The sequence below is a fragment of the Paenarthrobacter sp. NPDC089307 genome (assembly GCF_040685055.1).
Taxonomy (GTDB): domain Bacteria; phylum Actinomycetota; class Actinomycetes; order Actinomycetales; family Micrococcaceae; genus Arthrobacter.
On the sequence record NZ_JBFBHE010000001.1, the window covers coordinates 801,395 to 815,027 of the forward strand.

The following is a 13,633-nucleotide window of genomic DNA, read 5'->3' on the forward strand; positions in this document are numbered from 1 at the left end:
CTACGCACTTGCCTTTCCCAGCAGGATCCTGGCCTCGGCAACCACTGTGATGGAACCGGTTACCAGGACCCCGCCCGCGAGGTCGTCGTTTGATTCAGCGCGCTCAACAGCCCACTCAATGGCATCGTCCAGCTTCTCGGCGATGTGGACGTTGTCCTCGCCAAAGCCAAGGTCGACGGCGAGTTCGGCCAGTTCCGCTGCCGGAACGGCGCGGGCGGAGTTGGACTGCGTGAAGCAGAATTCCTCAGCGAGTCCGCCGAGGGATTCCTTGAGGGTCTTCAGTATTTCTTCAGCATCCTTTTCCCGCAGCACGCCGACCACAACCACGAGCTTGCTGAAGGTGAAAGCTTCCTGGATCGCTTCTGCGGTGACCCGGATGCCGTCCGGATTGTGGGCCGCGTCCACCACCACGGTGGGCGCGGTGCGCACCACTTCCAGCCGCCCGGGAGAAGTTACCCCGCCGAACGCTTCCTTCAGCACGTCGGCGTCGAGTTCTTTCTCTCCCCCGCCGAAGAAGGCCTCCAGCGCAGCCACGGCAACGGCAGCATTTTCAGCCTGGTGTGCACCGTGCAACGGCAGCAACAGGTCCTCGTAGCGACCAGCGAGTCCCTGGATGGTTACTACCTGGCCACCGACAGCCACGCTGCGGGATTCCACGCCGAATTCGACACCCTCGAAGCGGAACGGCACGTCAACTTCCCGCGCCTTTTCCAGCAGGACCTGGGCCGCGTCCACGGGCTGGGCTGCACTGACCAGGAAGCCACCGGGCTTGATGATGCCGGCCTTCTCGTAAGCGATCTCCTCGGTAGTGTCGCCCAACAGATCCGTGTGGTCCAGCGATATAGGCGTGATCACGGAAACCTGGCCGTCGCCGACGTTGGTGGCATCCGTGATACCGCCCAGCCCGACCTCGATGACCGCAACATCCACTGGCTGGTCAGCGAACACGGCAAAGCCAAGGATGGTCAAGCACTCGAAGTACGTCAGCTTCGGCTGGTCATCCGCAACGAGCTCGTTGTCCACGATTTCCAGATAGGGACGGATCTCGTCCCAGATCCGCACGAACGTCGCATCCGGCACCGGTTCGCCGTCGATGCTGATCCGTTCGGTGACCTTGGACAGGTGCGGGCTGGTGTAACGCCCGGTGCTCAGTCCGTGCGCACGCAGGCCGGCCTCGATCATGCGGGCAGTGGAGGTCTTGCCGTTCGTGCCCGTGATGTGGATGATCGGGAAGGCCTTGTTGGGCTCTCCCAGCACGTCCATGGCACGGAACAGTGGAGCGAGCCGCGGTTCCATTTTGTTTTCCGGCGCACGCCCAAGGAGTTCGGCGTAGACGCTCTCAACGGAAAATTCGTCGGTCATGTCTCAAGCCCCTGCCTTTGCAACTGTCACCTGCGGTTCGTCGACGCTGGCCAAAAGAACCTCCAGTTCCAGGGTCAACGTTTCGGTCTTTACGAGCTCCGCGTTCGCTTCGAGTGCGTCCACCACATCCTGGGCAGCTGCTACGGAGGTCCGGATACGGTCACTGACGTTGAGTCCGGCGTCCTTGCGCGCCTGCTGGATGGCGCGGACCATGTCGCGGGCAAGGCCTTCTGCGGCCAGCTCGGGCGTGACTTCGGTGTTCAAGACCACGAAGCCGCCGCCGGGCAGCACCGCGACAGACGCCGAACCGCCGTCGACCGAATCGGAAACCACTGTCTCCAGCGTGTATTCCTGGGGCTCGAGCTCCAAACCACCAGCCACGACGACGCCGGCGTCGTTGACAGACCAATCGCCGGACTTGGAGCCCTTGATGGCCTGCTGCACGTTCTTGCCGAGGCGAGGACCTGCGGCCCTGGCGTTGACCACGAGCTTCTGCTCGATGCCGAATTCCTCGGGCGAGGCGGTGGCGGCGTCCAGCAACCGTACAGAACGCAGGTTCAATTCATCGGCGACGACGGCGGCAAAGCCTTCCAGCGCGTCCGCACCGGGTGCCACCACGGTCAGTTCCTGCAGCGGCAGGCGCACACGCAGGTTCGCAGCCTTGCGGAGGCTAGAACCCGTGGAGCAGATCTGCTGGACGCGGTCCATGGCTTCCACAAGCTCCGGGTTGGACGGGAACAGCGATGCCTCCGGCCAATCGGCAAGGTGCACGGAACGGCCGCCGGTCAATCCGCGCCAGATCTCTTCGGTCACCAACGGGAGCAACGACGCCGACACGCGGCACACTGCTTCCAAGGCGGTGTAGAGGGCGTCAAAGGCATCAACGTTCTCGTCGAAGAACCGCTGCCGGCTACGGCGCACGTACCAGTTGGTGAGCATGTCCAGGTAGCTGCGCAGTTCATCGCAGGCACCGGAGATGTCATAGCTGTCCAGGCTCACGGTGACCTTGTGCACGAGATCGCCGGTGTTGGCCATCAGGTATTGGTCCAAGGTGTCGGTGTAGCCGTCGTAACGCAGCTTTGCCTCGTAGCCGGCGCCACTGTTGGCGGCATTGGTGTACAGCGTGAAGAAGCTGTACACGTTCCACAGCGGGAGGATGACCTGGCGTACGCCGTCGCGGATGCCCTGCTCGGTGACGATCAGGTTTCCGCCGCGGAGGATCGGGCTGGACATGAGGAACCAGCGCATGGCGTCCGAGCCGTCGCGGTCCAGGACTTCGGAGACGTCCGGGTAGTTGCGCAGGCTCTTGGACATCTTTTGGCCGTCGGAGCCCAGCACGATGCCATGGCTGATGACATTGCGGAACGCCGGGCGGTCGAACAGCGCCGTTGACAGGATGTGGAGCATGTAGAACCAGCCACGCGTTTGGCCGATGTACTCCACGATGAAGTCCGCAGGGTTGTGGGTGTCGAACCATTCCTGGTTTTGGAACGGATAGTGCACCTGCCCGTACGGCATGGACCCGGAATCGAACCAGACGTCAAGGACGTCCTCCACGCGGCGCATGGTGGACTGCCCTTCTTCCGGAGAACGGGGATCGTCCGGGTTGGGGCGGGTCAGCTCGTCAATGAACGGGCGGTGCAGGTCAACCTGTCCCTCGTTGTTGACGGGCAAGCGCCCGAAATCGGCCTCGATGTCGGCCAGTGAACCGTAGACGTCGGTACGCGGGTACTCGGGGTCATCGGACTGCCACACCGGGATGGGTGAGCCCCAGTAGCGGTTGCGGCTGATGGACCAGTCGCGGGCGTTGTCCAGCCACTTGCCGAACTGGCCGTCCTTGACGTTCCCGGGGATCCAGTTGATCTCCTGGTTCAGCTCGGACATGCGGTCCTTGAACTTGGTGACTTCTACATACCAAGAGGAGACGGCACGGTAGATCAGGGGGTTGCGGCAGCGCCAGCAGTGCGGATAGCTGTGCTCGTAGCTGGCCTGGCGGACCAGGCGGCCATCGGCGCGCAGGACCTGGGTGATGGGCTTGTTGGCTTCGAAGACCTGCAGGCCAACGATGTCCGCGAGCCGGCCATGGGCGAACAGCGGAAGGAATTTTGCGCCTTCATCCACGGAGAGGACCACCGGGATACCGGCCTCTTCACAGACTTTCTGGTCGTCTTCACCGTAGGCCGGGGCCTGGTGGACGATGCCCGTACCGTCGGTGGTGGTCACGTAGTCGGCAACCAGGAAACGCCAGGCGTTCTGCGTCCCGTACTTCTCGGCATCGGCGAAGTCGTCCCACAGCGGCTGGTACTCAAGGCCTGCCAGCTCGGCGCCCGTGAAGGTGGAGACGACGGCGGCGGTTGCGGCAGCGGCGTCGTCGTACCCCAGGTCCTTGGCGTAGGAACCCAGGAGGTCTGCCGCCAGCAGGAAGCTGCCCGTCACGGGAGCTTCCGCAGAAGCGGCCTTGACGCCGTTGGGTCCTGCGGGCAGGACGGCGTAAGTGATGCCGGGCCCGACGGCGAGCGCAGCGTTGGTGGGCAGGGTCCACGGAGTGGTGGTCCAGGCAAGCGCCTGGACGCCTTCGAGTTCCTTGGAGAGCTCGGAGTCCCCGGCTTTGATGGGGAAGGTCACCGTGACGGTTTGGTCCTGGCGGTTCTTGTAGACGTCGTCGTCCATGCGCAGTTCGTGGTTGGACAGTGGTGTCTCGTCCTTCCAGCAGTACGGGAGGACGCGGTAGCCGTTGTAGGTCAGGCCCTTTTCGTGCAACTGCTTGAAGGCCCAGAGGACCGATTCCATGTACTCGACGTTGAGTGTCTTGTAGTCGTTGTCGAAGTCCACCCAGCGTGCCTGGCGGGTGACGTAGGCCTTCCATTCGTTGGCGTACTTCATCACGGAGGCACGGCAGGCGTCGTTGAACTTGTCGATGCCCATGGCTTCGATCTGTGTTTTGTCCGTCATGCCGAGTTGCTTCATGGCTTCGAGCTCCGCCGGCAGGCCGTGCGTGTCCCAGCCGAAGCGGCGTTCAACGCGCTTGCCCCGTTGGGTCTGGTAGCGCCCTACGAGGTCCTTGGCGTAGCCGGTCAGCAGGTGGCCGTAGTGCGGCAGTCCGTTGGCGAAGGGAGGGCCGTCGTAGAAGACGAATTCGTTGCTGCCATCTTTGCCTGCATCGCGCTGGTCGATGCTGGCTTGGAAGGTGCCGTCTTCATCCCAGTATTTGAGGATGCGCTCTTCGATTTCCGGGAACTTCACGGAGGCGGACACGCCATGCGCGCCGGACGAAGACGCTGAGGCCTTGGGGTAGTGGGTCATCTCATATCCTGTGATAGCTGGTTGACTGTCAGGATGCGAGGACGGCGTCTGTGCTGCCTGTCGGCTGCGCAGGTACCGCGGTACCACCTCACTTACCGGAACGCGATGTTCCGGCCTCTCATTACTGCTGTGACGGGCTTACCCGTCCGGTTCTACTGGGCACCATCCGCCGTTGCGGGCGTTCGCTGCTGTTCTTCCGGAAGCTCACCGGTGATGGCCGGGTCAACGCTGGTCTCTTTAGTCTAACGGCAGCCGTGCGTCCTGCTCCACTCACAGAGTCATCCTTGAGGAGGACGGTCCGCGACGGCAGGGCTGCATAGACTCGGGTCCATGTCCAACCCCGCTCCTGCCACGCCGGCCGCCATCCAGGCAAAACGCCGGCCTTCCCTTGCATGGACTGTGTTCGCGCTGCTCTTCGCGCTGCCAACTGCAGGGATTTCGATCTTCCGCGCGGTTCCTGCCCAGTGGCCCTTGCCCGTGGTTCAGCTGTTGTCGTTCATGCCGTGGCTCGTCATCCCTGCAGCCATTGCATTGATACTGGCCGTGGTGGGACGTCGGCTTTTGGCCATCATCACGACGGCGGCCCTGCTGGCCGGCCAGTTGTTCTGGCTGTTTCCGCTGGATGCCGGGAAGCCAACGGAGCTGCCCGCGGGGACGCCCACGGTGTCGGTGAAGGTCATGAGCCTGAACTCCGAATATGGGGAGGCCGATGCCGCGACCATTGTGAAACTGGTCCGGGAGAACGGCGTCCAGCTCCTGACGCTGCAGGAGCACACGAAAGCGTTGGAGGACAGGCTCCGGGCTGGGGGCTTGGAGGATCTCCTCCCGCACCGCGTGAGCGAGCCCCGTGACGACGCTGGCGGTGGTGCTGTGTACTCGACCTTCGCACTTGAGCCTGATGGGCTCCTTCCGGACACTCCGTTCCACATGGCCGTAACAAGGGTCCTGGTAACAGATGCACAGACAGGGAACAGGTCCGCATTGGACCTGACGAACGTCCATGCGTTGCCGCCGGTGGACGAGAGGATCGAGCAGTGGCGAAGCGATCTGGTCAAGATCGGACGCCAGGCCTCAAGCGCCGGGAGCCAACTGCTGATGGGCGACTTCAATTCCTCTTATGACCACCATGAGTTCCGGGCGATGCTTGACTCCGGTCCGGACGCTACCAAGTTGGTGGACGTCGGAACGGCCACGGCCGGGCGGACCTCCCCCACATGGCCCATGGAAGGACCAGCGCTGCCCGGGACCGTCCTGGACCACATAGTGACCTCGCCGCGTATTGGAAGCAGCGGCTACATGGTCCAAAAAGTTCCTGGTTCAGACCATGCAGCCATACTGGCAACCTTGAGTGTTCCTGCGGGCTAATCCTGTTTGCGGATCAGCTTGTGGTTGGCCGCCTGGGCCACGGGACGCACGACGATCTGGTCCAGGTTGATGTGGTGCGGCAGTGAGACCGCGTACTTGACGACGTCCGCCACGTCGTCGGCGGTCAACGGCTTCTCTACCCCGGCATAGACCTTCGCGGCCGCTTCTTTGTCGCCGAGCCGGTTGAGGGCGAACTCTTCTGTGTACACCAGGCCGGGAGCGACCTCGATGACACGGACGTTGTTTCCCACTTCTTCAAGCCGCAGGGCATTGGTCATGGCGTGCTGGGCGAACTTGGCGGCGTTGTAGCCTCCGCCGCCTTCATAGGCCGAAAGCCCGGCAGTGGACGTCAGGTTGAGGACAGTTCCCTCGCCGTTCCCACGGAGCATCGGGAGGAATGCCCGGGTGATTTTCATGGTGCCCAGTACGTTCACCTGGTACATCCACTCCCAGTCTTCGGTGTCCGCGTTGGCAACGGTATCGGCGCCCCTTGCGCCTCCGGCGATGTTGATGAGCGTGTCAGCACCACCTGCTTTGGTGACGGCCGCGAGCAATGCCGCAACGTCGTCGTCGTTGGTGATATCTGCCGGGAACGGCACGGCGCCGGTTTCGGCACCGAGGGCGCCGAGCCTGTCCGCCCGGCGGGCGACTGCAAAGACTTTCCATCCGGTGGACACCAGGGCCCTCACGGTGGCCTCACCGATGCCGGTGCTGGCACCGGTCACTACGGCCGTCTTGTCTTGAACTGCGGGGGTGTTGTGCGCTGCCAAAGTCATGCCACCACCATATCCGGCATGCGGGAGCAGCCGGCGGCGGGTTGTAACGCCGGGCCATGAAACAATTGGTCCATGGCTGAATCAACGCAGGGTACAGACACGCCCGCCACCGCCCCCATTAATGTCCCCGACAAGCCGGCCCTTGAAGGCCTTGAAGCTGCCTTGACGCGGCGTTGGCTTGAGGAAGGGACCTATAAGTTCAATCCGGACACCACCCGGGAGCAGGTCTACTCGATCGACACTCCCCCTCCCACGGCTTCCGGCTCGCTCCACGTGGGCCACATGTTCTCCTTCACCCAGACTGACGTCCAGGCCCGCTACATGCGCATGACGGGCAAGAACGTCTTCTACCCCATGGGTTGGGACGACAACGGCCTCCCCACCGAGCGCCGCGTGCAGAACTACTACGGTGTGCGTTGCGATCCCGCCATCCCGTACAAGGCTGACTACACTCCCCCGGCCCAGCCGGCCAAGAACCAGCGCGATTTCGACGTCGTTTCGCGCCAGAACTTCATCGAACTGTGCGAGGAACTCGCGGTTGAGGACGAGAAGGTCTTCGAAAACCTGTTCCAGACCCTTGGCTTGTCCGTGGACTGGGACCTCACCTACCGCACCATTGACGACACATCCCGTGCGGTCTCCCAGCGCGCTTTCCTGGCCAACCTGGCTGCAGGCGACGCCTACATGGCCGAGGCACCCACGCTGTGGGATGTCACGTTCCGCACCGCTGTGGCGCAGGCCGAACTTGAGGACCGTGAAGTCCCGGGCGCCTACTACCGCTACCCGTTCTTCACCGAAGACGGCGAAAAGATCTTCATCGAGACCACGCGTCCGGAGCTTCTTGCTGCCTGTGCCGCATTGGTGGCAAATCCCGACGACGAGCGGTACCAGCCGCTGTTCGGCAAGACCGTCAAGTCCCCGTTGTTCGACGTCGAGGTCGAGGTCAAGGCCCACCCGCTGGCCAAGGCGGACAAAGGCTCCGGCATCGCCATGGTCTGTACTTTCGGTGACCTGACGGACGTCACCTGGTGGCGCGAACTGCAGCTGCCCACGCGCGCCATCATGGGCCGCGACGGCCGCATCATTGCCGAGACTCCGGACTGGATCACTACTGACGCCGGCAAGGAAGCCTACGCTGCCATCGCCGGCAAGACGGCTTTCTCCGCCAAGGAAGCCGTGGTTGAGCTGCTGAAGGCCGCGGACCTGCTTGATGGCGAACCCAAGAAGATCAGCCACCCGGTGAACTTCTTCGAGAAGGGCGACAAGCCCCTTGAGGTTGTCACGTCGCGCCAGTGGTACATCCGCAACGGTGGCCGTGACGAGGAACGCCGCCAGCGCCTGATTGGCCGCGGGCAGGAAATCAATTTCCACCCCTCCTTCATGCGCTCCCGGTATGAGAACTGGATCGCCGGCCTCAACGGCGACTGGCTCGTTTCCCGCCAGCGCTTCTTCGGCGTGCCCATCCCCGTCTGGTATCCGCTGGACGCCCAGGGCAACCCGGACTATGACAACCCCATCCTGCCCTCGGACGACATGCTGCCCGTTGACCCGGCAGCCGACGCCGCCCCCGGTTTCGAGGAATCACAGCGTGACCAGGCCAATGGCTTTACCGGAGATGCGGACGTCCTGGACACCTGGGCAACGTCATCGTTGACCCCCCAGATCGTTGGCGGATGGAGCCGGGACGAAGAACTCTTCTCCAAGGTCTACCCCTTCGACCTCCGGCCCCAAGGCCACGACATCATCCGCACCTGGCTGTTCTCTTCGGCGGTCCGCGCAGATGCGCTGCAGAACAGTGCACCGTGGAAGCACGCAGCCATCTCCGGGTGGATCCTTGACCCGGACCGCAAGAAGATGTCCAAGTCCAAGGGCAACGTCGTTGTCCCCACGGATGTCCTGAACGAGTACGGTTCAGATGCCGTGCGTTACTGGGCCGCTTCGGCGAAACTCGGCGCGGATACCGCATACGAGATCGCACAGATGAAGATCGGCCGGCGCCTGGCCATCAAGCTGTTGAACGCTTCCAAGTTCGTGCTGAACCTGGGTGCCACCGAGAACTCCGTGGTGACCACGGACCTCTCGGTACTGACCAACCCACTGGACCGTGCGCTGCTGGCCCAGCTGTCCGACGTCGTGGCCCAGTCCACCAAGGCGTTCGACAACTATGATTACGCCCGTGCGCTGCAGATCACGGAATCGTTCTTCTGGCAGTTCACTGACGACTACGTCGAACTCATCAAGGACCGCGCCTATGGTGCAGCCGGAGAGTCCGAGCAGGCATCCGTCCTGGCCGCGCTGGCAACAACCCTGGACTCCTTGCTCCGCCTGTTCGCCCCGTTCCTCCCCTTCGCCACCGAAGAAGTTTGGGGTTGGTGGCGTGCAGGTTCGGTCCACCGCGCGCAATGGCCTGCGGCCCTGGAAATCACCGACGGCGATACCACCATGCTTGGCACGGTCGGGATCGCCTTGAGCGGCATCCGGAAGGCAAAGTCCGAGGCCAAGGTCAAGCAGCGCACCGAGGTTCTCTCAGCGTCCATCACTGCCTCCGAGGTCCTGGTTTCGCAGCTGAAGGCCGGCCTGGGCGACTTGAAGGCAGCCGCCAACGCGCAGGAAATCACCCTGCAATCCGGCGAAGGTGAACTGACCGTCAGCGATGTCGTCCTGGCGCCTGCCGAGGAGACGCCAGCGTCCTGATTCAGGTCAAGCCCGTTTTTGGGCAAAGGGGAAGCCCCATCAGCGTTTTGCCGTTGGTGGGGCTTCGACTTTTCGGCTGTCTGGTGACGACTTGACAGTCTGGCGGAATCCTTGGAATTTCAGGTCTTCCTACCTCGTCACAGGTAGCTCGCTTCCAACTGTGCCAAAGGCTGCGTTGGTCGCATATCACTGAATCTTTGGTTTCCGTGTCCCTCTTCTTTCGAAGTGGGTAAGAACCATTGTTGTCCCGTCCACGCCCGTGCACAAGGGCTCTGCGATAACTACAAACCTGTAGTTATCGTGCCTATCCGGAACCACGTATGGCAAAGTAATGACCATGCCGGAACTCCCCGAAGTGCACGGCCTGTGCATGTACCTGGACACGCAACTCCATGGAGCCACGCTGACCGAAGTCCGCATCAACTCCTTCTCTGCCCTCAAGACTGCCGATCCGCCCTACAGCGCGCTGGAGGGCAGGACAGTGCAGGGAGCTCAGCGGATCGGAAAGTTCGTTTGCCTGAACCTTGATGGCCTCTTCTTCGTCTTCCACCTGGCCAAGGCAGGCTGGGTTCGATATACGGAGCACCCGTCCTCGGCCGGTTTGCGGATGGGCAAGAGCAACATCTCGGCGAGGCTCCTGTTCCATCGCCCCAGCGACGACGCCCACATCGGGGTGGACCTCACCGAGGCCGGAACAAAGAAAAGCCTGGCCATCTACGTGGTCCGCGACCCACAGGACGTTCCAGGCATCGCGACACTGGGCCCGGAGCCACTGAGCCCGGACTTCGATGAGCCCGCGTTCGCCGCGATCCTGAAGTCCAGCCCCCAGCAGATCAAGGGCCTTTTGCGCAGCCAAAGCGTGATTGCCGGAATCGGGAACGCCTACAGCGACGAGATCCTGCACGCGGCCAAGATCTCCCCCTTTGCCATTGCCAAATCGCTGGACCATGAAACGGTTGCACGGCTGTATGACTCAATGCAGGAAATCCTGGTTGGTGCCGTCAACGCAGCCGCCGGAAAACCCTCCAGCGAGCTAAAGGACACCAAACGCAGCAACTTTCGGGTCCATGCCAGGACGGGCCTTCCGTGCCCCGTGTGCGGAGAAACAGTAAGGGAGGTGTCCTTCGCGGACACCTCCCTCCAATACTGCCCGCACTGCCAGACGAACGGGAAGATCCTGGCCGACCGGCGGACGTCACGCTTCCTGAAGTAACGCTGTACGTTCCTGCCCGGCCGAAATCAGGCTGGTTGAATTCAGGCTAGTTGAATTCAGGACTCTCAGTGCGGCTGCGCTTGAGTTCAAAGAAGTGCGGGTAGCCGGCCAAAGTTACGGTCGCGTCCCAGATCTTCCCTGCCTCCTCGCCGCGCGGAATACGGGTGAGTACCGGCCCGAAGAATGCGGTGCCGTTGACGGCAACCACGGGGGTCCCCACGTCCTGCCCCACCAGCGAGATACCGGCTTCATGGCTTGCGCGCAGCTGGGCGTCATATTCGTCCGACTCAGCAAAACGTGCCAGCTCAGCTGGAAGTCCTGTCTCGGCCAGGGCTTTCCGGATCACGGAGGCGCGGTCCTTGTTGCCCTCATGGTGGATTTGCTCCCCCATGGCGTCGTAAAGGGGCTTGACATAGCTGCTGCCGTGCAACTCCTGGGCGGCGATGATCACACGCACCGGACCCCAGCTATCATCCATCATCGCCCGGTAGTCGGCGGGAAGTTCGCGGTCCTCGTTCAGGACCGAAAGGCTCATCACATGCCAGTCGGTCTCGATGCCGCGCACCTGCTCGACCTCGCCAATCCAGCGCGAGGTAATCCACGCGAACGGGCACACGGGGTCAAACCAAAAATCTGCAGTGTTGACGGTGTTTTCGGGCGCAGTCACTTCAGTCACAAGCTGTTCGGACACAGGAAACTCCTCGGGAGAGTGGAATCGTGGCTTTCAGGCGGCTCGTTATGGAAAACCGCTCCTTCTTAGGCCAACGGCAGCTTAGGCGGACTTATTCCGGCGCTTGGCCACCACGTCATGGGCAATCATGGTGGGCTGGGATTTCTTCGACACCGCATCCGCCGTAATGACGACGGTGGCGATGTCGTCACGGCTGGGGAGATCGAACATGACCGGCAGGAGTACTTCCTCCATGATGGCCCGCAGGCCACGGGCGCCGGTGCCGCGCTCAAGGGCCTGGTCCGCAATGGCGTCCAGGGCGTCCTGGTCGAACTGCAACTCCACGCCATCGAGCTGGAACATCTTCTGGTATTGCTTCACCAGCGCGTTCTTGGGTGTGGACAGGATCTGGATCAGCGCGGGACGGTCAAGGCTGGACACGGTGGTGATGACGGGGAGCCGGCCGATGAACTCCGGGATAAGCCCGAATTTCAGCAAGTCTTCCGGCATGACTTCACCATAGGTATCAACGGTGTCGCGGGCTTCGTTGAGCGGAGCCCCGAAGCCGATGCCCTTACGTCCCGACCGGGAGCCAATGATGTCTTCCAGGCCGGCGAATGCGCCTGCCACGATGAAGAGGACATTGGTGGTGTCGATCTGGATGAACTCCTGGTGCGGATGCTTCCGGCCACCTTGGGGCGGGACGGAAGCTACAGTGCCTTCAAGAATCTTCAGGAGTGCCTGCTGGACGCCCTCGCCGGAGACATCACGGGTGATCGAGGGATTTTCGCTCTTGCGCGAGATCTTGTCGATCTCGTCGATGTAGATGATGCCCTGCTCGGCCTTTTTTACGTCGTAGTCAGCGGCCTGGATGAGCTTGAGCAGGATGTTCTCGACGTCTTCGCCGACGTAGCCGGCTTCAGTCAGGGCCGTCGCGTCCGCAACGGCGAAAGGTACATTGAGGCGGCGCGCCAGGGTTTGGGCCAAGTACGTCTTGCCGCAACCCGTGGGGCCGATCAGGAGGATGTTGGACTTGGCGATCTCCACATCCTCGTGATGGGAACCCTCGCCCAGGCTGCCTGTCTTCGGTGCGTGTCCGGCCTGGATTCGCTTGTAGTGGTTGTACACCGCTACCGCGAGGGACCTTTTGGCGGGTTCCTGGCCAATGACGTATTCCTGCAGGAAATCGAAGATCTCACGGGGCTTGGGCAACTCGAAGCTACCGAGATCGGAGACCTCAGCAAGCTCTTCTTCAATGATTTCGTTGCACAGCTCGATGCATTCGTCACAGATGTACACACCGGGCCCGGCAATCAGCTTCCGCACCTGCTTTTGGCTCTTTCCGCAGAAAGAACACTTCAGCAGATCCGTGCTCTCACCAATCCGAGCCATGTGGGAATCCCTTCGTTGCATGCGGGTGATGCGGCTCCGCGCCGTACTCAAGTGTGCGGCCAAGCCGCGGTTGGCACCACCGTGACACCATCCACTCTAGGTCACAATGGGCTGCTTGCGTGGAAACAGAACGCCGGTGCGGTCCATATTTCGCGAACCGCACCGGCGTCGTATTCCGTGTGCTACCGGGCGATTGCCTGCGGCTTGATCTTCCGGGAGTCCAGAACCTGGTCGATAAGGCCGTAGTTCATGGCTTCGGCCGCCGTCAGGATCTTGTCGCGCTCGATGTCATTGTTGACCTGCTCGGAGGTACGACCCGAGTGGTGGGCCAGCGTGTCCTCAAGCCAAGTCCTCATGCGCATGACTTCCGCGGCCTGGATTTCGAGGTCCGAGGCCTGGCCACCCTGGCCGCCGGAGAGGGCCGGCTGGTGGATCAGTACGCGCGCGTTCGGCAATGCCAGGCGCTTGCCGGGGGTACCGGCGGCGAGCAGCACCGCGGCGGCGCTGGCTGCCTGGCCCAGGCACACCGTCTGGATTTCCGGACGGATGTACTGCATGGTGTCGTAGATCGCCGTCATGGCGGTGAAGGAACCACCGGGCGAGTTGATGTAGAGCGTGATGTCGCGGTCAGGATCCGTGGACTCGAGGACCAGCAGCTGGGCCATGATGTCGTCGGCGGAAGCGTCGTCAACCTGCACGCCGAGGAAGATGATGCGGTCCTCGAACAGCTTGGTGTAGGGGTCCTGGCGCTTGAAGCCGTAGGGCGTGCGCTCTTCGAACTGGGGCAGGACGTAACGGCTGGACGGGAGGTTACCGGCAGACCATCCGAAGTTGTAGTTCATTTTGTTGCTCCTGGGT

At 62.4% G+C, this 13,633-nt stretch carries 9 protein-coding genes; 3 read left to right on the top strand and 6 right to left on the bottom strand.

What is annotated here, in order from left to right:
- Together AB0N72_RS03670 and ileS are read right to left on the bottom strand one after the other, a co-directional pair.
- Entirely contained in the window at positions 1–1,362 is a 1,362-nt protein-coding gene (locus AB0N72_RS03670) for a folylpolyglutamate synthase/dihydrofolate synthase family protein (protein WP_363931724.1), read from the bottom strand.
- 3 nt (positions 1,363–1,365) lie between these two features.
- Positions 1,366–4,665 carry an isoleucine--tRNA ligase gene (ileS, locus tag AB0N72_RS03675; protein ID WP_363931723.1) on the bottom strand — a complete coding sequence of 1,100 codons (3,300 nt, stop codon included), beginning with the start codon at positions 4,663–4,665 and terminating at the stop codon, positions 1,366–1,368.
- A 330-nt stretch (positions 4,666–4,995) separates the two neighbouring features.
- Between ileS and AB0N72_RS03680 the strand changes: the two genes are divergently transcribed.
- Positions 4,996–6,030, top strand: coding sequence for an endonuclease/exonuclease/phosphatase family protein (locus AB0N72_RS03680; RefSeq protein ID WP_363931722.1), 1,035 nt, complete (start codon positions 4,996–4,998; stop codon positions 6,028–6,030).
- Here AB0N72_RS03680 and AB0N72_RS03685 read toward each other — a convergent pair.
- The gene (locus AB0N72_RS03685) at positions 6,027–6,806 is read right to left on the bottom strand and encodes an SDR family oxidoreductase (protein ID WP_363931720.1); all 780 of its coding nucleotides are present in this window, start codon (positions 6,804–6,806) and stop codon (positions 6,027–6,029) included. The two genes, AB0N72_RS03680 and AB0N72_RS03685, sit on opposite strands and share 4 nt — an antisense overlap.
- A 72-nt stretch (positions 6,807–6,878) precedes the next feature.
- Here AB0N72_RS03685 and valS point away from each other — a divergent pair, with 72 nt between their 5' ends.
- The gene (gene valS, locus AB0N72_RS03690; RefSeq protein WP_363931719.1) at positions 6,879–9,500 is read left to right on the top strand and encodes a valine--tRNA ligase; all 2,622 of its coding nucleotides are present in this window, start codon (positions 6,879–6,881) and stop codon (positions 9,498–9,500) included.
- A gap of 337 nt (positions 9,501–9,837) precedes the next feature.
- A complete protein-coding gene (locus AB0N72_RS03695) occupies positions 9,838–10,713 on the top strand; it encodes a DNA-formamidopyrimidine glycosylase family protein (RefSeq protein ID WP_363931718.1) in 876 nt (291 codons plus the stop codon).
- Between the two features lie 46 nt (positions 10,714–10,759).
- On the opposite strand, the gene AB0N72_RS03700 is transcribed toward AB0N72_RS03695, so the two are convergent.
- The 3 genes from AB0N72_RS03700 to AB0N72_RS03710 all read right to left on the bottom strand — a co-directional run bounded on the left by AB0N72_RS03700 (position 10,760) and on the right by AB0N72_RS03710 (position 13,617).
- Positions 10,760–11,404 carry a DsbA family protein gene (locus AB0N72_RS03700; RefSeq protein WP_363931717.1) on the bottom strand — a complete coding sequence of 215 codons (645 nt, stop codon included), beginning with the start codon at positions 11,402–11,404 and terminating at the stop codon, positions 10,760–10,762.
- Between the two features lie 81 nt (positions 11,405–11,485).
- The gene (gene clpX / locus AB0N72_RS03705; RefSeq protein WP_363931716.1) at positions 11,486–12,775 is read right to left on the bottom strand and encodes an ATP-dependent Clp protease ATP-binding subunit ClpX; all 1,290 of its coding nucleotides are present in this window, start codon (positions 12,773–12,775) and stop codon (positions 11,486–11,488) included.
- Between the two features lie 182 nt (positions 12,776–12,957).
- Positions 12,958–13,617 carry an ATP-dependent Clp protease proteolytic subunit gene (locus AB0N72_RS03710; RefSeq protein WP_018777832.1) on the bottom strand — a complete coding sequence of 220 codons (660 nt, stop codon included), beginning with the start codon at positions 13,615–13,617 and terminating at the stop codon, positions 12,958–12,960.
- Between the last annotated feature and the right edge of the window lie 16 nt (positions 13,618–13,633).